Here is a 21,728-nt window from a genome sequence, read left to right on the forward strand (position 1 = left end):
AAACGTTGCGAACCAATGCAGGTTCATAAAACGATAAAGGTTAATTAACATGTTTTGCAAGGCTCTTGCTTTAACTTGGGGGGTAAAATATACTGTATTGATTGTTTGAATCAACTATATACTTTATACCGTTCCTTGAGGTTGCGGCAGACCTAGTTCTTTGACATCCTGATCAATTTGTCTATTGAAGGGATGCTTTTTCAAGTAAACAAGGGAGGTGTAGTATATAATCGAGTAGGAAGATAGGGATTATTTCCCTATCTGTCCTCTCACACCACCCGGCATACGGATCCGTACCAAGGCGGTTTGTTAGAATAACGTCGTTTGATGCATTGTTCTCCAGTAATAGTAGTCTGCAAATCCTTCGTAACCTAATTTAGTAAAGTATGAGTTTGTTAGCGTTGTTTGAACGATAGGGCTTGTCCCTGTCCGAGTATAGGATTTACGGGTGTTCGCATGTTGGTAGGCAAGCCAGCGTTTGGCTCCCAGTTTCATGAAGTTCCGAATTCGATTACCTGCCGTCTTCCATTGTTTCCAAAGCAGAACACGCAAGCGTCTTCGCACTAGTTTATCTAGTGCTACCATCACCTTCTTATTCCTTGCTATACGAAAGTAATCCCACCCAGCCGTGAATAATTTGCCGTAGTTTAGTCAGTCGCTCATGCATAGGAGTAACTGTATTACGTCGAGTATTTTGAAGTAACTTCTCTCGGATTCGTTCGATACTCTTTGTAGAGATACGAATCTGCCAATCTCCTTGAGTTTTGAAGAAACTAAAGCCGAGTAAACTACTTTGGGAAGGTTTGCTTACCTTACTCTTTTCACGGTTCACCTTCAGCTTTAGTGTAGATTCGATGTAGCTGGTGATGTTGCGCATAATACGAGTGGCGGATTTATTGCTCTTCGTGTAGATACTACAGTCATCCGCATAACGTACAAATCGATGTCCACGGGAGCTGAGTTCCGTATCTATTTCGTTCAGGATGATGTTTGACAAAAAGTGGACTTAAAGGACTGCCCTGTATCCGCTACATTTAACATGGTGTTTCCGTACAGTTTAGGGCTTTGACTTGTTTTGCAGCCTCACCCAACACTTGCGGCCTTGTACGTAGTTTCTGTTCGTCGGACCCAGGTTTTGCCTCAGGTTTCCTTCAGATTCCACCTTGCGGTGGACACCCTTGTCCTAAGCTAACACTTCCCACTGCAAAAGCGTGTTCGGGACTTACACCCTAGAGTTATTGCACATGCTGGGCAAACAAAAAAATAAGCTGCCGGTTGGCAGCTTATTTTAATTGTTTTTGGTTCTTGTTGATTATCTCGCGACTTGCAAGCAAGCCATCGTCTAATTTATAGTCTTTCGATTCTATCTTATGGGTTTTGCTGGCTTTTGGGATTGGTAGAGATTTCCTCAGATGGAATCTTCATGGTCATCAGCGACACCGGATACTGCATCGATGGATTCCAATGAACTGTCGACCCTCTGCGATCCACCGGAATATTCCAGCGTCTGTTGTTATCCCATTCTTGGCTTCCTTCTCCCCAAAGCTCGATACGCGACTGCAATTGAATCATTTGCAATACCGTCAATCCGCTCATGCTTGCATAGTTGTCCACCGTCAGGGTTGGGCTTCCTGCGGCCGTACGTGCTGCTAAAAGCGTATTCAATGTTGTCTTCGCGTTGCCTTCTGAGCCAGAACGTGCTTGAGCCTCTGCTTTCATCAAATAGAACTCCGATAAGCGCACCATCGCATAGTCTGCGCGATTACGGTTTGAAACATTTTGAGAACCCACTACGCTTCCCAGTCCAACGTTATTGGCAAATTTAGAGACCCAATATGTCGGAACCTCACTTTGTCCTCCGTTCATAAAGTTTGAAGGACCGGGATAATAAATTGTTGGGAAATCGGCCGGTCTATCTTTATGGAAGTTCTTCTTACGGTAATCACGATCGTCCATTTTATTGAATAATCGGTCATCGATACGATAGGAACCTCCCCATGGATTGCTCTGTATTGCAGGGCCATTTCCACCGAATTGCCAACCGAAGCCGAATGCTGCTTCTGGGTTCTTTGCAAAGTTTAAGAAGCCGGATGTCTCGGCAAGGAAAATCGGTAGAGTCAGTCCATTTACGACCACTGTTCCGGATTGCTTTTGAACATATTGATCTTCAGACATCAATGATAGCGCACCACTGTTGATTACGCGGTCGCATGCTGCTGCAGCAATACTGTAATATTTTGCAGGGCTTGCACCTTCGGCTTCTACTGCTAACAGCGCTGCCTTTGCAATGACGTAGTTGGTCAGACCGCGCGTTAAGTCAGATGTGCTTGTTGCTTTGAATCCAATATTAGCCTGTGCGAATAGCTCATCTGCAGTGGTTGCCCAATTGATAATAGAATCCAGCGTCGCTAAAGCTGAAGAACGCTCCTGCAACGGTTGTCCTACGTCGAACTTCGTATAAATGGACATGCCAAGTTTATTCGTTCCGAAGTTTTGCTGCGCGTATAAATAACCAAAGGCGCGAATCAGGTAGGCGCGTCCTGAATAATCGCGCAACGTGATACTAGCGTTTTCTTTCAGCAAGTCCGGAGTGATAATATTGACGACCTTATTGGCTGCAACGGTCATACTGAAGGCGCGATGCCACCAGCTGGGGTTGGACGCATTATTTTCAGAGGTTATGTCTTGTCCGGAATAATAATCGTTGTCTGCCGGGATAGCCCAGTTGCCGACCACAACATCATTACCTAGCATCATACGTGCAGATAACTGTCCGCTCCATGTATTATCGATCATGTTCGAGAAGCGGAAGTTATAACCGCCGCCGCGCATATGTGGTGGAAGTCCATCGGCAATACTTTTCAAAAGACTTTTTACCGTTTCTTCATCTGCTGTTCTCAACAGCTCCCTCACCTGCTCATCAATGATGTTATCTGGTGGGGCAATATCTAGTTTCTTATTACACGATGTGGCTAATATGGCCATCATTACAAGTGCTATTAAGTATCTCATAGTTTTCATCTTTAAAAAGTTACTTTTAGACCAAATGAACTTGAACGGATCATTGGATAGGTATAGGCACCTACATCCAAACCGCCCACAATAGAATTACGCGGATCTATTCCACTTTTTGCAAATACCCACATATTATCTAAGGAAACATAGGCACGCACGCTAGACATCTTTGCTTTGCTGCTCCATTTCTCGGGTAGTGTATAGCCTACTGTGATATTTTTGATATTTAAATAAGAGGCATCGAACACCGAAAGATCAGTGTATGTATTTCCTGAAGAAACGCGCGTACCATTGGAATAAACCGTACTTGCGTTAGGCGAATACACCATGAGCATCGGATATTTAGCATCCTGATTAGACTCGTTAAATGTATTGTTCAACAGATCTTCTGATAACATCTGATTTCCGATATCGGATGTGTTATAGATAAAGTTTCCGTATAAGTTACTCATGAAAAGACCGCCTAACTGGTATGCGAAGTTCGCGGCCAGATCAAAGCTCTTCCAACGTACTGAAGTACCGAATCCACCGATAAGATCTGGTGTAGCATCTCCGTAGTCGAACATATATGCTTCGGAGTAATCTGTTGTCGAGATAACATCACCAACTTTTGCGTTCGGGAATTTGCCTTGGTTTCCTTCTGTTACAAGAGCTCCGTAAAGTGGTAGTCCTGTACCCTTATCTACGCCCATATACTTCGCGAAGATAACATTGTAATAATCGCCACCGATCCAACGTCTGTAAGCTGCTCCTGAGCCCGAACCTGTATTACCTACAGCTCCCCAAGCATCCGCCGTAGCATACCACCACTTGTGATCGTGCAGAGCATCCTGCTGGTTAATCATCGTCTCAGGCATCCGTACGACCTTTACTTTGTAATGTCCGGTATTGACGTTGACCGACCAATTAAAGTCGTCGCGTTTGATTAGATCAACATTGACATCGACTTCCAAACCTTTGGACTCCAACTCACCTTCATTCGTCAATAATGTAGGTTGCCCAGTCTTGGCGAAAGAAACCGGTACATCTAGTAATAGATCAGTCGTATTGGTTTTATACCAGTCTATCGTTGCATAGACACGGTTAAATAGACTGATGTCAAGTCCTGCGTCGATCGTATTCTTTTTCTCCCAGGTCAATGATCTATTCACCGCTGAATTCATGCTTAGGGTATACCCGCTCGGCTGATATGAGCCCGGAGTAGTATAACCTAAAGCGTTGTAACTCCATGTTTGGTAACCTGCATAGCGACCAATACCATTTTGGTTACCAATGACACCGTAGCTAGCGCGAAGCTTTAAGTCGTTTAACCATCCTTTAGTTGGCTCCATAAAGGTCTCTGAGGAAATACGCCATGCACCGCCTAAGCTCCAGAATATGCCCCAGCGATCCTCGTCATAGCGAAACTTAGACGATCCATCACGACGAACGGATCCTGTAGCGATGTATTTATTGTCGTAGATATAATTAGCACGAGCAAAATATCCTTCCATGGCTTCTTTATTTGTGCCGAATCCGACACCAGAGAATGTACCGCCGTTGTTCAAGAACAAGTAGTTTCCTGAACCAGTGAAGTTATCAATAAGAGATAGCGACGCTTTGTAGTTCATGTTCTCTGTTTTCATCCAAGTGAATTCATGACCGATCATGGCATCAACATGATGCTTGCCATAATCATGGCCCCAGTTCAATGTTTGTTGCGAATTGAGATCTAAGTATTGCGTGTGATAGCGCCCGATCATCCCCTGCTCTGCATTGGAAGACTCTCCCCATGCTTTCGGCAATGAGACATAACGCATATGGTAAGATTGGTTTACCGCCATCTGCACATTGAATGTGAAGTCATTCCAGAACTTTGCTTGTAAATAACCGATGGTGGAAATATCGTTGGATACATATTCAGATTGTGAGTTCTCCATCTGATACTCTAAGTCATAGCCCATCGATGTAGATCCACCCGCCTTTGGTGTTACGACCCCAAGTGGCGAATATTGCTGACCTACCAAACGAACTACCTGTGGGTTGCCATTTGCATCATAGACCATATTTCCGTTCGCGTCGCGTTCATAAATGGACGCTAATGGACGATAGCCATCTGTCCAACGGAATACGTTCTGCACAGCAGCTCCTGGATTACGCGAACTGAAACGCCCATTCTGTAAACGAGTAGAACGGTTCGAGTAAGTTGCATTTAGACCTGCTTTCAACCAATCTGTGATTTGAGAGTTTACATTCGAACGTACGTTATAACGCTTGAAGTTGGAGTTTGCGATATAGGAAGGGTCCGATAAGAAACCTGTAGAGATAAAGTAATCGGTCTTCTCTGTTCCTCCGCTAGCCGATACGGTGTACTCTTGGCGAAAGCGATCTCTGTATGCGATATCTCTCCAATCATCAACATCGTATAGTTTTACCGCATCTTTATTGATCTTACCTGTTGCTGGATCAATTAAGTAATTGTCCAGCATGGTTGCCGATCTAGTGTCGCCTGTACCTGTAGAAACATACCTTGCTCCAGGAACACGGTAATACATCCAGTTTGACAAACCATTAGGGCCTGCAAAAGTAGACGTGCTTCCGGTATAGTTGAACAAATGCTGACTTGCAAACAAGGCTGCTTCCTCGTGAGACATGTTCGGATTGCTAAAGTTGGTTTTGTATTTCTCCGTACTTCCATAACGAACAGAGTTGTAAATACTTTCCCACATCATTTCATAGTTATCTTCGACACTACGAATAAGTTTTGGTTGATTGTTTGCAATCATGTTTGCTCCTAATTTTGTGTCGAAGTCTATTTTTGTTCCGCGTCGAGCACCTTTTTTGGAAGTAACCATAATCACACCATTGGCTCCTCTAGAGCCCCATAATGCCGTTGATGCAGCATCTTTCAGAATCGTTACGGATTCGATATCCTTAGGATTCATCGTTGATAGAGGATTGAAGCCCGCCGTTACAGGAACACCATCGATAACGATTAGCGCGTTCGAGTTGTTCTGACTGGAGGATCCAATACCGCGAACACGGACACCCATATCCACCCCAGGCTGCCCATCGACTGAAGATACTTGAATACCCGGGACTGCACCTTCTAGCGCTTTGGTAAGTGTCGAGTTCGCCTGAGCACCTAGCACTTTGGAATCAACGGTGCTGATTGCTCCCGTCAAATCTTTCTTCTTTGCAGTACCATAGGCAATCACCACGATGTCTTCAATCTCCTGATTGGCATCATTTAGTGTGACATTGATAGTCGTGTTACTAGTCGTGGTAATTGTAGTGGACTCCTTTCCGACAAGAGAGTAGCTAATCCTACTACCCTGATTCGCCTGGATACTGTACTGTCCACTTTCTGACGATGAGGTGCCGACAGCAGTCCCCACCACAACGATACTGGCACCAACGATTGGCTTTCCTTCTGTATCCCTAACTACACCAGAGTATGTCCGTTGCTGCGCCTGTGCAAACGCCATAGTTAGTAACGGGATAACCAGCATCAAAATGAAACGTAATTTTCTTTCCATAGTCTATAGATTTTGGTTAGTGAATAAAATTGGTCTTCTCAAATCAAATATACCTGTAGAACGGCGGGAAATATTAGCCATAATTTGACGCCTTTTAGAAACACAACGACACTATGTTTTCCTTAAATTAAAGTTAATCCATTGACATTTAATAAGTTGTTGATAATTTGTTTTACGATCTTTAACATTCATTTATAAACCATCCTGATCTATCCTGAAGGGTAACGAGGTGGCATTGAAAGATCCTCGAGAACACAAGATAAAAACAGGAGCTTTAAAAAAACACTCGCTCGGGAAGCTTGGTCGCGAGATGTTTCTATCGATCTTTTTGTTTCTTCTAACAAATTTTCCAATACATTTTACTGATTACCAGTATTTATGTTGTTTATGAAGATTTATTTAGCGTCTTTGATAGGTATAACCAAGTAGTTTTGTGCACTTTTAATCTTCACACAATAATTCACAACGAAGTCTTAGTTTGTATACAAAGGAAATTAAACCCACTTTCGACAATCACTACAATGGATTATTACACGAAAGTTCTTCAGGGAAGAAAGATTTTTCCTGCTTTTGTTCTTTCTTTTCGATAACAAAGTTAAGTCGGCGCACGTCAGATGAGACCCTTATCAATAGCTGGTGTAAAGACATGTTTAGGTTGGGGAAGGAAACGTTCACAGGAGTTCTTCGCCCCAGCAACATCACGAGATTGATCCCTGTTATTTCAAAGGAATCTATGGACAGAGATATGAACGAATTCCTAAAAACTCAAAGAACGAGATTAGAATCTTGTACCTATTGACTGCATTCTTTTGTAGACGCCAACACGAGGCTAAAAGAAGGGATTCGCTGGAGCAATGGTAAGAAATTATTAAAACTCAGTTTTTCTTTTGATAGCAATTACCGTCAGAGTAAAAGGTTCTACAGGTCAACAATATGTTTCTAAAGGGTCTTCTCCGCCCAAAGCTCTTTTATATCGAGCAAGAAACGAAGAGCATCACGACAATATTTGAACCGTAGGCATAGGGTTGCTTCAACACAGACAATGAAGGAGTTTTAGAAAGCATAGTTAATATTCATCATTCGTTCGAACGATAACAGAAATTTAAATAGATTGAACAATTTCTCGCGAAAAAACTTCTGAAATGGAATGATTCCTTTGCTATAACTGAAGTGCATTGGAAATGAAGTGATAGCCTATATGACAATCATAGCCACCACGGTTTTGTTGATTTACAAATAAAGAAATAACCTGCGCTACAAAACAACTAAGAGACTAAAAACTTTGCACATTAGAAACACGATAACTGCGATTATTGTTATATGCAGGGGCGACGCGCCTACAGTTTTCAGAACAGAAAAAGGGCCGGAATTTCTTCCGACCGACTATTAGCTTTCTGCTATTTTTTTCAGAAAATTGTGTGAGTTACATTTCAGTAGGGCGTTCATTTGTACGGTTTCGCACTAATTATCTATACCAAGAAGGTGATTTGAGGCATGATATTTTTTTAAATGTTTCCTACTGATTAACTCGCCACTGTTTGTATTGATTGATTAAGGCGTTCGTTGACGCATCGTGACTTTCAATAGTATCCTCGCCTTGCAATTCTGGTAATATTTGGTTTGCGAGATGCTTTCCGAGTTCTACGCCCCATTGATCAAAACTAAAGATATTCCAGATTATCCCTTGAACAAAGATCTTGTGTTCGTATAATGCAATTAAGCTTCCTAGGGATTCCGGTGTAATTTCTTTTAACAGGAAAGAATTGGTAGGTCTATTTCCTTCGAATACTTTAAAAGGTTTCAGACGATCGATTTCCTCCTTAGCTTTTCCTGCTTTTTCCAGCTCCGCTACTACTTCTTCCTCAGACTTCCCGTTCATAAGCGCTTCAGTCTGTGCAAAGAAATTTGACAGCAAGAGCTGATGATGATCTCCGATGGGATTGTGGGAAATAGCTGGAGCGATAAAGTCGCAAGGTATTAATTTCGTTCCTTGGTGGATCAATTGATAGAAAGCATGTTGACCATTTGTTCCGGGTTCACCCCAGATTACCGGCCCTGTTTGATAATCTACGCGCTTACCATTGCGGTCGATAGACTTTCCGTTGCTTTCCATATCACCCTGTTGGAAATAGGCGGCAAAGCGGTGTAAATATTGGTCGTAAGGAAGGATGGCGTGACTTTCAGCTTCGAAGAAGTTATTGTACCAGATACCCAATAGGGCCATCACGACAGGGATATTCTCTTCAAAAGGGGTATTCTTAAAATGTTCATCAGCTTCATATGCACCTTTCAATAAGGCTTTGAAGTTATCATATCCCAGGGATAGGCAGATCGATAGTCCAATTGCTGACCAAAGGGAATAGCGTCCTCCTACCCAATCCCAGAATCCGAACATGTTCGCTGTGTCTATTCCGAATGCCGACACGCCCTTATCGTTGGTACTCAATGCGGCGAAATGCTTCGCCACATCGGCATCCTTCGCTCCAGACTTGAGGAACCATTCCTTTGCGGTATTGGCATTTGCCATAGTTTCCTGCGTGGTAAAGGTCTTCGATGCAATTAAGAATAAGGTAGTCTCCGGATTTAGATTCTTGATCGTCTCGGCGATATGGGTCCCATCAACATTGGACACAAAATGCACATTCAACCGAGTTTTATAGGATTTCAATGCCTCTGTGACCATTACTGGCCCTAGGTCTGAACCACCAATGCCTATATTCACCACGTCGGTAATTTCTTTACCGGTATAGCCCTTCCATTCACCCGAAACAACACGTTCCGAGAATGACTTCATTCTTTGCAAAACCTCGCGTATTTTGGGCATAACATCCTCTCCGTCTACGAGGACCGCCTTATCCGACTGGTTTCTTAAGGCTGTATGTAATACTTGTCTCCCTTCGGTTTCATTGATCTTCTCGCCATCAAACATCGCCTTGATCGCCTCTTCTAATTCACACTCTCTTGCCAATTGTACTAAGAGTGCCATCGTCTGCTCGTCTATTCTGTTCTTGGAATAGTCAAAAAGAATATCCTTAAGGTATAAAGAGAACTTTTCGAAGCGTTGTGGATCTTTCTGAAACAGCTCTTTCAAGCTCTTTTCGTTTATACTGATATAATGGTCTGCTAAATAGCTGAAAGCTTGGGTTGTTGTAAAATCTATTCTTGGTAACATAAAGTTCATGTTTTCCTCAAATATAAGGATTACAGGAAAGGTATCCTCAAATTTATATTATCTTTGTTCTTATGACCAAGGAACAAATTCAAGACTTGAGGGATCGACTTACTTCCCTAAGGAGGCATCTTTGACATCGATGCAAAGAAAGCAGAAATAGACCGCGAAACACAGATTACACTACAACCTGATTTCTGGGACGACCCCAAAGCGGCAGAAAAAGTACTTCACGGCATTAAGAACAACAAAGTGTGGACGGATCAATTTGATGCTGTACAGAACTCTGTTGATGATACTGGTGTGCTGTACGAGTTTTTTCAAGCCGGCGACGGCACAGAGAAGGAATTGGAAGAGCAATACCAAGTGGCTTTGGCCGATATCGAAGAGCTGGAGTTCAAGAACATGCTAAGTGCGGAGGAGGACCAGCTGGATGCGATCTTGCAGATTACTGCGGGTGCGGGTGGTACGGAATCTTGTGATTGGGCGGCAATGTTGATGCGCATGTATATCATGTGGGGCGAGAAACACGGCTGCAAGGTAACGGAGCAGGATTACCAAGAGGGTGATGTAGCGGGCATTAAGTCGGTTACACTTCAATTCTCGGGGAACTTCGCATATGGCTATCTTAAAGGTGAGAATGGGGTGCACCGCTTAGTGCGTATCTCGCCATTCGACTCGAATGCCAAACGTCATACTTCCTTTGCGTCCGTGTACGTGTATCCTTTAGTCGACGACAATATCGAAATTGAAGTGAAAGATTCCGAATTGGAATGGGATACCTTTCGTTCGGGCGGTGCTGGTGGACAGAATGTGAACAAAGTGGAAACCGCTGTTCGCTTACACCACAAACCAACGGGTATCATCATCAAAAACCAGGAGTCGCGTTCGCAATTGCAGAATAAAGAGAATGCTTTACGCTTGCTGAAATCACAGTTATATGAGATGGAAATGCGTAAGCGTCAAGAAGCAACGGCCGCGATCGAGGGCTCCAAAAAGAAGATCGAATGGGGCTCACAGATTCGGAATTACGTGCTGCATCCCTATAAACTGGTTAAAGATTTGCGCACAAGCTATGAAACTTCAAATACACAAGCTGTACTAGATGGAGAGTTGGATGAGTTCTTGAAGGCTTATTTGATGGAGTTTGGGGGATAGGACTCAATATTAAGTTTTGAAATTTTAAGTGAGTCTTCTACTGAGATTTGGATGCGTGTTTGGGTAAGCCAAGCATCTTTCTATGTGCATTTATCGAATCTAACCGGAGTGTGCTGAAGGCCATCGAAAAAATTGGGCCTAATAGTTTTATACTGCAATCGTGGCGATGTAATATCACTAGTATTCATCTGATTGCTTTTATGTTGACTATAGGAATCCAGTTGGGCTCACTAGGGATGTATCGTTGAAATGTGAGGTAATGAATGATTAAGTTTATGAAGAAAGAAACGATCGGCGAGAAAATAATTGACTTCAATCTAAGTCTACGTTATGACGGCCCATTGCCCCCTGGGTTTAAGGTAATAAATCCCTTTCTGAACGATGCCGAGACAGTGGCGGTGATGAAGGCATTTTATAGAAAGTTTTATAATAATAACGTGGAAAGGTCTTTTATAATTGGAATCAACCCTAGCCGCCACGGGGCTGCCGTTACGGGAGTTCCTTTCACCGATACTAAGCGTCTTAGCTCCGCGTGTGGAATAGTTATGACTACTGCCCATAGCCACGAAATCTCTTCGGTTTATATGTACCGTGTAATAGAGGCCTATGGGGGACCGGTAGCCTTCTATAATCGCTTTTACATCAACTCACCCTTCCCCTTGGCAATCGTAAGGAAGCAGGGCAACACATGGGTGAATGCAAATTATTATGATGATCCTGAGTTGTTTGAATGTCTCGAGCCTTTTATGATTGAAATACTGACAAAAAATGTCGCGCTGGGACTAATCAAGCAAAAGGCGTTTGTCTTAGGCAAGAAAAACGCAAAGTTCATTGGTAAACTAAACAAAAAATCTTCATTAATAGAACGCCTTATTGTGTTAGACCATCCCCGCTACATACAGCAATATAAGTCCAAAGAGGCCGAGGTTTACATCGATCTCTACCTTAACGCTTTATCCAATCAGCGCTAGCAAGAAGTCAGGATTTACCCCCTTTTAGGCCGACTATAAGAATGGCAATTTCTTAGCTCCACTTTTAACCAACCAAACTCTTCGCGAAGTGTTCAAAAAGAAAATCCTAATGAAACATCATATTCCGCCTCAAAGAGAAGGCAAGCAATTGGACATTAAAGAGCTCACGACATTCGACACGGTTAATTCGGCGAAAGACTTTTATAGGGTAGCTAAACACCGTATGCTTAACATCGATCAATGGTTCGAAATTGCAAGCTTGCCGGCCTCTACATTCAAACACTTAAATCCACATGGAGAACAATGTTCACGCCCTCCAGAGCAGGGGGATTACATTAAAATCGATATTCCGGGCCCAGGTCTTTCAAGCACAAGTGGCTTTGATTATGTACGGATTGAAGCCGTCGAGGAGACACAAACCGAAGACGTTGATACCATCACAATGACAGTTAGGCCTAGTGAAGATCCAAATGATCGAAATGATCAGGAAACCAAGCACTTCTTCAAAAACATATCTACATCCACGTTTCAAATCAAGCGTACAGGGAATTTAGTGGAAGCTTGCTATTATGGGCGCAATGAAGTTATCAACCTTGATTTAAGTTCCCTTCTGGACAAATTCAGAAACCTTCTGGTAGCAATTGGCGCTAAATTGGGCGGGTCCTATCCGCAATGGAAGGCACTGATCGCCGGTTTCTTAAAAAAATAGCGCGTCAATCACTTGAAATGATACCAGATAAAAAAATCATACACTATCAACAGCATTGTATGAATGGTTTTAAGTTTCCGTCGTCCTTCGTTCTTCGCTGGTCGAAAGACTTACAGCTATAATAAATATTCCTGTTGTAAGATGGGTAGCATAGTGAACTTCACTAAACCCTAACAACCAAGGTGAAATTCCGATAAAAACACCAGCAAAAACGTCAGTGACTAGGTGCCATCGTAAGGGCACAAGCTTGATTACACCGCCTGCATACTTGGTACATAACGATAATAATGCAATTAGTGCTCCGCAGCAGAGAGCGACGCCTTTCGCGATACCATCTTCTTGGAAATTATACATCCATGGAGCGCTAAGAAGCGCGATTGCCATCAAGTAATCAAGAACAGCATGAGTGTTTTTAGAGATAATTTTTTCCATAATAATGTTTATTTGTTTTTATTTTTCAGAATGCAGTAAGTTGCGAAGGCTGCCACTGCGCTGGCTAACGCTATCCTTTGAATCACCTTGTTGGAATCATATTTCCAAAGTACTCGCCATCCTCGTTCTTTGGCCAGATTGGGTATATTTCCACTAACGATTTCTTCCATGAGCGTGCCTACCTGTTCAAGGCGATCGGCCAGCATCAAGCCGAACCAGTGCCGCAACCGAGATTCAGATTGCTGAAATGCTATACGTCTCACCCGGCCGCTGAGACCCTTTGGCGGTAGAGTTTCTCCAAAGACAGCAGGTAAATCTGTACGTTCGATAGACTTTAATATCTCTATTTTCTGTGGCTGATTAACAGGACGAACCCAAGCTTTATCTACGCCATTCTCATATTTTTGCTCATCCAAGAGCGACCCATTTCCTTTAAGCATGTCGGAATCGATTCCCCATCCGGAAATAGACCTGTAGTGTTTTTTAGATTCTTTCATAGCAGTTATTTTAGGGGATTAACACGGGTTTGATGCAACCATCAAGTTTCGAAGAGAACATCCTATATGCGTCAGGAAGTGCATCGAGCGGTAATCGATGGGTAATTATCTGGCTAGGTTTGAGAACACCGGATTGAATGTGCTCAAACAACCGTGGAAGGTATTTTTTAACAGGAGTTTGCGACGCCCTAAGGGTGATTCCTTTGTTCAATATATTCCCCACAGGTATTAGGTTTCCGTTAGGTCCGTAAACGCCAACAACCGAGACAAGCCCCCCTTTGCGGGCAGAATTGATTGCCCAATGCAACGCGGTCGCACTACCTCCCTGCAGAAGAAGCTTCTTTCCAAGAATCCCTTGCATTAAATTTCCAGTAGCATCTGCACCCACTGCATCGATGCAAACGTCGGCCCCGAGCCCACCAGTCATTTCTTTTAGGAATACGACCGGATCCTTCATTTTAGAAAAGTTATAGGCTTCGCAATCGGCATAATTGCTAACAAATTCCAATCGATAGTCATAGTGATCGAGGACGATAACCCTCGCTGCTCCGAACAGCCAAGCGCACTTTGCAGCTATAATACCTACGGGACCTGCGCCAAATACCACTACGGTATCACCTGGTCTTATCTCACCCATCAGGGCGGCATGATAGCCGGTAGGCACAACATCTGTCAAGAGTAGAGCATCATCAAAATCCAGCCACTCAGGGATCAAAGTAGGTCCAAAATCTGCGAAGGGTACCCGCACGTATTCAGCCTGCCCCCCGGCGAAACCACCCGCTGTGTGCGAATAACCAAAAATTCCGCCCATAGCGCTCGACATCGCATTCGATTCATGGCAACAGGAATAGAGTTCAGATTGGCAGAAGTAGCACTCTCCACATGCAATATTAAATGGGACAAGGACACTATCTCCCACCTTTAAGTTTGTAACGGCGGTCCCCACTTCGACTACTTCTCCGATGAATTCGTGGCCGAAAGTTGTTCCTACCCTCGTGTCAGGTACCATCCCGTGGTATAAATGTAGGTCGGATCCGCAGATGCACGCGCTGCGCACTTTCACAATAGCGTCTCTAGGGTGTTGTAGCTGGGGCATCGGGAAATCTTCAACTCGAACCCGATAGGGCCCTCGGTAACTCATTGCTTTCATATCATTGCGTTCTTATTCATTTAATCTAACCTTCTGCAAGCCATCCTTAGTCGCTCATCCGCTGAAGTCATTGCACCGCAGGATCGGGCTGCTCTTTCCATATATAGCTGATTTTCATCATAAGAACCTGTAACTCCTCCGGCCGTTCATATTTTTTTATTATTACGTATTTATTCACACCGTCAAGTATTTGGTACACGAGCGCCATATCAGCGCTGGAAGTCGACGCGATTTTTAGTACGTTAACAGTTTCCATCGAGGAGAAAAAACTAGCTGCAATACTCATATGCGAATTTTACCTTTAACAAAAGTATACAGTAAACAAGTGACGGATCGCCTCTTCGATTCCGACATTAATTAACTTTTCGTTGTCTACCAGAAAATCTATTCCACCCTGAGTCACTATCATCGCAGCAAGGAGATTATCATTACGCTCATTGATTGCCCCAACTCCGACCGTTTGGCAACAGTACTGTACGTAATAGAAGCTAATATCGACGCTTACATCTCCGGTTGAAACATACATTAGTTTCTCACCCTTCGTTAAATCTTTAAGATCCATCGCGATTGCTTTTACTTAATTCGATTATAAACACTCGCTTCGCGATAAATCTGACATAGAGCCAGCCATTTACCGCGAGCGTTGCCCTGCAAAAATTTTTCCTTCGTTATAGAAACAATGCAGGGTGTGAAACGTTCAAAAAAAATAATTGGGAAAGATTCTCAATGAGGTCAGCTACCGCATCGCTTGACAACCGACGTTTGGTTATTCTTTTAATAACCACTAAAAATACGAAAGCCCTTTAGCACAATGCTAAAGGGCTGACTTTCTACCCTGCACCCAAGGGAGAAGACTTGTCTTGAAACGAACTAGAACGAATTCTTCCACATCATACTCTCAACTGGTCTGATCGTTTTGTTATTGTATTTTGCGTTTCCTTTACTATTGTAGAATGTTTCAATTTCACCTTCCACAACGAAGTAGATTAATTGACCGATCGGCATTCCCGCATATACACGAACGGGCTGCGCCACAGAAATTTCAAGTGTCCATGTATTGCAGAAGCCCACATCACCCTTACCTGCAGTAGCATGAATATCGATCCCCAAACGCCCGGTACTAGACTTCCCTTCTAAGAAAGGTACATGCCCATGTGTTTCTGTATATTCAAGCGTCACACCCAGGTACAGTGTTCCGGGTTTTAGCACATAACCATCTTCTGGAATCTCAAAATGTATAATTTCATTGTGTCTCTTGGCATCCAGTTCTTTGTCTTTATAGGTTGCTAGGTATTTACCTAAGTGAACATCGTATGAATTTGTGCCTAAGCACTTGCGATCGAACGGTTCGATTACAATCGTTCCTTTGTCGATTTCCTCTAAAATTCTTTTATCTGATAATATCATAAGGACAAGCTAATCTGCTGTTCATTAGCAGGATTCAAAAATACACTATTCGTAGACAGCACGCAAATTTCAGATGATAGTTTTCCTTAAGCGTATCTGCGCTTGCCGGCTGAAGTCTAAATCCAAATTTAATGAATCAGATATTGCCACGGTTTGTTATGCAATAAAGTTAAAATCTTATACATTTGACTATGGCATTAGCATATTTAAAAGAAATTGATTCCGAGAGTCGTATTGCTTTGTGGAAGATTGAGGAGACAGAGGCTGAATTATTAGAACATCTGCAGCTTGACGACACGGAACAAAAAAAACTGAAGTCACTGGCCAAGGGCAAGCGTACGCTGCACTGGCTTGCAACTCGGGTACTGCTCCGCTATCTTTTGCAAACCAAGGAGTATATCCATTGCCCCTCTGATGCTAATGGAAAACCCTATCTTCCAGATTTTCCGTATGAGATTTCGTTGACCCACTCCTATGATTACGCAGGCGTAATGCTGAGTACAAAAGGATATTGCGGGATAGACCTAGAGATCGTGAAAGATAAAGTCATGCGGATCAAGGAAAAGTTCTTGAAGCCAGAGGAACTTGCTTTTATTACTGCGGATGAAGAAGTGAACCAGCTATATGCATGCTGGTGCGCAAAAGAGGCTGTTTATAAGCTTCAAGGCAATAAAGGCGTGTCTTTCCTACATCATATCACGATAGATCCTTTTGTTTATACTCCACAGGGGGTCATGACTGCCCACTTGGAGAAGGAAGGTGAAAGCAGTCGTTTCCAGGTCTACTATGAACGATTCAATGAGTATATGCTAGGCTTTGTAGTAGCCTAGGCTCCGGAATCATCCAGCTGATCTTGAAGTGTGTCTCTTTTCAGTGATAATCGTTTATTGCCCTTATAAATCCGTACGGCAATCAAGAAATAAGCTAATAGCAGAGGACCATATACTAAGCCCATTAGTCCGAAAAGTGGTATACCGATGATAACTCCTATAACGGTGATGATCGGATGTATATCGCCTACGCGCTTGGCGATAATCAACCGTAATACGTTATCGATATTGATTACCAGACCGAATCCCCATATCAAGAGTCCAACCCCTTGCCATGTTTGGCCATTAGCCAGCAAAACCAATGCTGCCGGAACAAAAATCAATGGTGGACCTAATAAAGGGACGAAAGACAGAATCGCACAGATGACACCCCAGAAAATGGGATCTTTTGCACCAAATATCCAAAATCCTAGCGCAAGACAGGCTCCTTGAATAATCGCAATGATGGTCTGCCCGATAATATTCGCGTATGTAATGTTTTTAAGCTCCTCTCCGAATACGACGGCATTTTCATCATCAAAGGGTAGATAGTGGATCAAACTGCCCTCAAAGCCTCTATAATTGACAAACAGGAAATAGAGAATAAAGTACATCACGGTAATGATGAGGAACGCATTTGCTGCACCTCCTAAAGCAGAGGTGAGTAAGCCGCCAAGATAAGACGAGCTGGCCTCCAACTGCTTCTCTAGCAAGTCTGGCTGACCGAGCTTATCTCCTACGAAATGGTCTACTGCTTCCATGATTTTCTTGACCCATTGTGGGTTTTGTTGGAGTTCAATCGCTTTGTCAAACAGCATCTTACCAATACCAACAAAGGGCAATACGATGATGATGATGGAGAGGATGATAATAAAAACCGAGGATAAGGGTTTCGGCCATCTCCATTTCTCAATCAAGAAAATATTGAGGTTTCGAAAGAGGGTATACATGACCATCGTTCCTAGGAAGGCACCAAAAATTCCTCGTGTTGCATAGAGAATAATGCCACCTAGGACGATGACAATTAGTAAGATAATAATATTTCGCTCTTTCTGCGAGAAGACATCATTGTTACTCATAAAATCAGGTCTATTTTATGAGTAACAATAAATTAGAAATTTGGTTTTCTTTTCTCTAAAAATGCGGTAACTCCTTCTTTGAAATCTTCCGAACCGAAGCTTTTCCCAAAGTTCTCAATTTCTATTTGATAGCCGTCGATCGTTTTTTCAAATCCGGCATTGACGACATGAATAGCTTTTGCAATGGCTGATTTTGAGCGTAAGTATGTTTTTTCGAGGATCGCTTCAGCAGCACTCAATAATTCGTCTTGTGGAACTACTTTATTGACTAATCCCCACTGATATGCATCTTTCGCCTCAATCATATCTCCTGTGAGAATCATTTCCAAAGCCTTGCCTTTGCCTACTAATTGCGTTAAGCGTTGTGTTCCACCATAACCCGGAATTAAGCCTAGCGATACCTCAGGAAGTCCCATTTTTGCATTGTCGGATGCCAGTCGCATGTGGCATGCTAATGCCAGCTCTAATCCTCCGCCCAGCGCAAAGCCGTTAATAGCGGCGATAACCGGTTTCGGATATGTCGAAAGACTATCCATCAACTCATGTCCAAAAGCAGATAGCTCCATCGCCTGTTCGTTGGATTTCTCTAGAAACTCTTGAATATCGGCACCCGCCACAAAGGCTTTTTGTCCGCTTCCCGTTAGGATAACGCCTCGCGTGGTATCGTCCTGTTGTAATTCATGGAAGACGGCTTTCAGTTCTGCAATGGTCTCGTAATTCAACGCATTGAGTTTTGCTTCGCGATTGATGGTTACATAGGCTGTATAACCCTTATGAGATAATAGTAGGTTTTGATAGCTCATAATTAAAAGTTGATATTAATTGATACTCTAACTCTTTCTTTTTCACCGTTTGGTAATCCTTGATAGGTTAGGCGTTTTACGTATTCTACCCGCAAGAAGTTCAGTATATTGTCGATTCCGACCGATCCTTCCCAATAAGGAGCTTTATTCAACACCTGAGTCATAGTCTGACCATCATTGTTTTTGTCAAATTCGACTACCTGATCACTAATATAAGGGTTATTGTGATCACTTATTTTTCCGTAGAACATATTAGCGCCCCAGATTTCTCGTAGATTCAGTTTCTTGAGAAGAGGCACTTTATTAAATAGGAATCCTTGTAATTCGTGCGAAAAACCAAATTTGAGGTATTGATCAGCTGCAAATTCCATTTGGTTCATCATACCATAATCGATGGCATGGCGATCATCCGGTTGTTTTACGTTCGGCATCTCCAGAAGCGTATAAGGAAGAGTCCCCCATATCTTTCCTCCCGTTACTTTGACGTCGGCAAATCCCAACTGATTTAGGAAAAAGCGCTTGGATGCCGCCAGTGATACCTTTTCATAGGCATAGCTGGTGTTCCAAAAGCCATCGAGGCTTCTGGTGTATTTAACATTAAATACCGGATATTTCTCTTTGATCGTTCTTCTTGTCAGATTGCGATAATAGAACTTTTCGTATGGTGCCCACCGTAGGTCTACATGTACCTCGTTGCTGTTTACTTCGGTAATCAATTCATCTGGATTTCCGGAATTTACTAGCCTTAAATCGCCAATTGTATTTCTACTTTGGTGGGTAAAGCCGGTTGTTATGCTGACGTGGTTTCCAAATTCGACAACGTGCTGCAATTGATATCCCTGTGTATCGAACCATTTTGTAGGTCGGTTTTTACGGATTGACCGAAAAAAGCTATCCCCTTTGAGGAAAGAGAGCTGTTGTCCGGGCTCCATAATATCGCTCTGTACAGTAGCCTCTAGATAGTGCGCCGGAAAGGTTACTACGGAGCTTCCATTTAGCGAAACTGCAGATTTCAGGTAATACTTTAACTTTTGATCATCAGTTCCGTAGGCTAAGTATCCCTCAAAAAAAGCCTTATCCGTAAGGTCTTGCGTTGTTCGACCACCGATCCGTACACGGTTTCCTTCTATATTATTTCGGCTGTAGACGTATTCCAAAGGTCCTAATTCGAATTTACCAAGGTTGTAATAGCCTTGTGCAATGAGGTACCCTATACCCAACATGGTCTTAAAGCTTTTTTTATTATTGAGCTGTTCAATGTTATCGTAGGTTGCTTGTTCGAAGCTATTGAGTGCTACCGGTCGATGGGTCGCGACTTGATCGGCCTGTGGCTGTATTTCAATAGGCGCTCCTAGGAACGCTCCTTCGGGAATTTCGGCAGGTAACTGGTAATCGGTATGTACGCTCAACCTATCCGCGAAGACCGCATCTCCTCGTTTCGTTCCGAAGGAGATAAACGCATGGGCCGTATCAAGCAACATTACGCCCTCCTCATTCTTCCGATAGTGGAACCGCAGTTCTCCTTGATTGATCCAGTTGATGTTTGCATCCTTGTCAATGGAAAGGAATGCTTTTTTAACTGCATAGGAGCCATCCATACTCACCTGTAACTTGCCCTTGAATAACAGGTCGGTCGTATTTCTAGGTTCAAATGCCAATTGAATAAAATAGCCTTCCTTATTGAAGATGGTATCAAGAATATAGTATTTGTAATACAGTTTACCATTGTCGGCGACAGGACTGAGAAACTGCTTATTCAGGATGAACACACTTTCATCATATACGTCTATCGGCTGAAAGATGTAATTCAGATAGGACTGTATATTATGGTTGTTTATATAACGCTTATCGAACTCCGTTTTCTTCTGACTATATACAATCTTCTTATACTTTGAAGGATTCTTCTTGTTATAGACTTTCGCATTGCTCTCTTCCATGAAGAGGGTAAGGAGCTTCTTATCCTTAAATTGGGTCGTATCGACGTTATTGAATACAAAGTTAAGATCGGAAAGACCCAATTTGAAAATAGGCTTAGGGTTTACCATGCCGAACTTCAGCTTATCGTACTGCTGGAAGGATAAACTATCTTTTCCACGCAGTCTATTTTGGTTCTTATGGCGAACCACTAAATCGATCAACTCGACGGCCTTGTTATTACGGTTTCTATATTTGCCACGATGGGTAATAGAAATCTCCTCAATGGCATTGGCTTCATCATCCAATGCTAGCAGAATGGATGTATCCTGTGTCGTTATTTTTTTATGGAGAATCTTATAGCCCATTGCTCTAACCTCAATCTGATATTCGCCAGGTTTTAGTTGCAGCGCGAAGTTACCCAATGAGTCTGAAGATGTAGCTTGCTGGTCTTTTAAACAGAGTATAGTCGCACCGGACAGTGCCTTCTTCGTTTCTCGGTCGATGACCTTTCCTCGAATTGGGGATTGTGCATATAATACGGTATTGTTACTTAGGGCATAAAGGAATCCGAAGAACAATAAACATACTAATTTAACAATCCGCATAATCAACATTGAATGTTTATAAAGATACAATTTGTTGTGAAAGTTCAAATTATTTAACGAGAAAAGTAGCGGAAATTATATAGCCTGTCGGTACAATAATGTAAGATTATTGCCGATTACCGCCCACAAGTTTACCGCAGCCGTTGGGATTGTATTGTTAGGAAGTTGTTATTCTTTTTATTGGGCCGGTTCAGTTGGCAGAATGATGTCGCTGCTATCGCTTGATAATGTGTCAGTTGGTGCTAAGTTCGGATCCAAAGTCACGGAATCTTGAGCAGTCGTAGAACCAGTTTCTACCTTTTTCTCTTGGCAGGCAGATAAAGAAAAGATCGCTAGTGCTATTAATGATATCGAAAATGCTTTCATGCTTGTTTTGTAATGATTGTCTTGCTGGGAAAACAGGTTTATTGCGCTTTTGTTGATAAAATGATGATAAGGGGTATTTTACCCATACCGCCCCGTATAAATACTTTTCAAAAAAAAGCCCCG

The 21,728-nt window shown here is 42.8% G+C and carries 18 protein-coding genes; 4 read left to right on the plus strand and 14 right to left on the minus strand.

All coding sequences use genetic code 11. The annotated features are described in order from the left end of the window. Positions 1-309 precede the first annotated feature (309 nt). The 5 genes from DSM08_RS19205 to pgi all read right to left on the minus strand — a co-directional run bounded on the left by DSM08_RS19205 (position 310) and on the right by pgi (position 9,705). Positions 310-585 (minus strand): hypothetical protein, encoded by a 276-nt coding sequence (locus DSM08_RS19205; RefSeq protein WP_246172575.1) that lies wholly within the window; start codon positions 583-585, stop codon positions 310-312. Between the two features lie 7 nt (positions 586-592). Continuing rightward, entirely contained in the window at positions 593-997 is a 405-nt protein-coding gene (locus tag DSM08_RS19210) for a reverse transcriptase domain-containing protein (protein WP_223110839.1), read from the minus strand. A gap of 371 nt (positions 998-1,368) precedes the next feature. Continuing rightward, the gene (locus DSM08_RS18125; RefSeq protein WP_187773912.1) at positions 1,369-3,012 is read right to left on the minus strand and encodes a RagB/SusD family nutrient uptake outer membrane protein; all 1,644 of its coding nucleotides are present in this window, start codon (positions 3,010-3,012) and stop codon (positions 1,369-1,371) included. A gap of 11 nt (positions 3,013-3,023) precedes the next feature. Continuing rightward, positions 3,024-6,533, minus strand: a complete 3,510-nt coding sequence (locus DSM08_RS18130; RefSeq protein WP_149527455.1) for a SusC/RagA family TonB-linked outer membrane protein — start codon at positions 6,531-6,533, stop codon at positions 3,024-3,026. A gap of 1,516 nt (positions 6,534-8,049) precedes the next feature. Further along, positions 8,050-9,705 (minus strand): glucose-6-phosphate isomerase, encoded by a 1,656-nt coding sequence (pgi, locus tag DSM08_RS18135; RefSeq protein ID WP_149527456.1) that lies wholly within the window; start codon positions 9,703-9,705, stop codon positions 8,050-8,052. A 71-nt stretch (positions 9,706-9,776) separates the two neighbouring features. Between pgi and prfB the strand changes: the two genes are divergently transcribed. The 3 genes from prfB (at position 9,777) to DSM08_RS18150 (ending at position 12,540) form a co-directional block, all read left to right on the plus strand. Further along, positions 9,777-10,860 (plus strand): peptide chain release factor 2 gene (gene prfB / locus DSM08_RS18140; RefSeq protein WP_149527457.1). Its coding sequence is split into 2 segments (ribosomal slippage): positions 9,777-9,836 and positions 9,838-10,860, totalling 1,083 coding nucleotides; the frame shifts between segments, so codons are not numbered across the junction. A 263-nt stretch (positions 10,861-11,123) separates the two neighbouring features. After that, a complete protein-coding gene (locus DSM08_RS18145) occupies positions 11,124-11,831 on the plus strand; it encodes a uracil-DNA glycosylase family protein (RefSeq protein ID WP_246172354.1) in 708 nt (235 codons plus the stop codon). 109 nt (positions 11,832-11,940) lie between these two features. After that, positions 11,941-12,540, plus strand: a complete 600-nt coding sequence (locus tag DSM08_RS18150; RefSeq protein ID WP_149527459.1) for a hypothetical protein — start codon at positions 11,941-11,943, stop codon at positions 12,538-12,540. A gap of 69 nt (positions 12,541-12,609) precedes the next feature. Here the strand turns inward: DSM08_RS18150 and DSM08_RS18155 are convergent, their stop codons facing one another. The 5 genes from DSM08_RS18155 to dcd all read right to left on the minus strand — a co-directional run bounded on the left by DSM08_RS18155 (position 12,610) and on the right by dcd (position 16,026). Beyond that, a complete protein-coding gene (locus DSM08_RS18155; RefSeq protein WP_149527460.1) occupies positions 12,610-12,972 on the minus strand; it encodes an SPW repeat domain-containing protein in 363 nt (120 codons plus the stop codon). Between the two features lie 8 nt (positions 12,973-12,980). Further along, a complete protein-coding gene (locus DSM08_RS18160) occupies positions 12,981-13,469 on the minus strand; it encodes a hypothetical protein (RefSeq protein WP_149527461.1) in 489 nt (162 codons plus the stop codon). A gap of 10 nt (positions 13,470-13,479) precedes the next feature. Further along, positions 13,480-14,619 (minus strand): zinc-dependent alcohol dehydrogenase, encoded by a 1,140-nt coding sequence (locus DSM08_RS18165; protein ID WP_149527462.1) that lies wholly within the window; start codon positions 14,617-14,619, stop codon positions 13,480-13,482. A gap of 67 nt (positions 14,620-14,686) precedes the next feature. Beyond that, positions 14,687-14,905: a hypothetical protein gene (locus tag DSM08_RS18170; RefSeq protein WP_149527463.1), complete on the minus strand. Its 219-nt coding sequence runs from the start codon at positions 14,903-14,905 to the stop codon at positions 14,687-14,689. A gap of 584 nt (positions 14,906-15,489) precedes the next feature. Further along, entirely contained in the window at positions 15,490-16,026 is a 537-nt protein-coding gene (dcd, locus tag DSM08_RS18180) for a dCTP deaminase (RefSeq protein WP_149527465.1), read from the minus strand. Positions 16,027-16,217: 191 nt separating this feature from the next. Between dcd and DSM08_RS18185 the strand changes: the two genes are divergently transcribed. Beyond that, positions 16,218-16,856, plus strand: a complete 639-nt coding sequence (locus DSM08_RS18185; protein ID WP_149527466.1) for a 4'-phosphopantetheinyl transferase family protein — start codon at positions 16,218-16,220, stop codon at positions 16,854-16,856. Here DSM08_RS18185 and DSM08_RS18190 read toward each other — a convergent pair. The 4 genes from DSM08_RS18190 to DSM08_RS18205 all read right to left on the minus strand — a co-directional run bounded on the left by DSM08_RS18190 (position 16,853) and on the right by DSM08_RS18205 (position 21,605). After that, complete coding sequence (locus DSM08_RS18190) at positions 16,853-17,914, minus strand: AI-2E family transporter (protein WP_149527467.1); 1,062 nt, start codon at positions 17,912-17,914, stop codon at positions 16,853-16,855. The two genes, DSM08_RS18185 and DSM08_RS18190, sit on opposite strands and share 4 nt — an antisense overlap. Positions 17,915-17,946: 32 nt before the next feature. Then, positions 17,947-18,717 (minus strand): enoyl-CoA hydratase/isomerase family protein, encoded by a 771-nt coding sequence (locus DSM08_RS18195; protein WP_149527468.1) that lies wholly within the window; start codon positions 18,715-18,717, stop codon positions 17,947-17,949. Positions 18,718-18,719: 2 nt separating this feature from the next. Then, positions 18,720-21,239 carry a DUF5686 and carboxypeptidase-like regulatory domain-containing protein gene (locus DSM08_RS18200; protein WP_187773914.1) on the minus strand — a complete coding sequence of 840 codons (2,520 nt, stop codon included), beginning with the start codon at positions 21,237-21,239 and terminating at the stop codon, positions 18,720-18,722. Positions 21,240-21,416: 177 nt separating this feature from the next. Then, positions 21,417-21,605, minus strand: coding sequence for a hypothetical protein (locus tag DSM08_RS18205; RefSeq protein WP_149527470.1), 189 nt, complete (start codon positions 21,603-21,605; stop codon positions 21,417-21,419). Positions 21,606-21,728: the final 123 nt, after the last annotated feature.

This window comes from Sphingobacterium hotanense (genome assembly GCF_008274825.1).
GTDB lineage: Bacteria > Bacteroidota > Bacteroidia > Sphingobacteriales > Sphingobacteriaceae > Sphingobacterium > Sphingobacterium hotanense.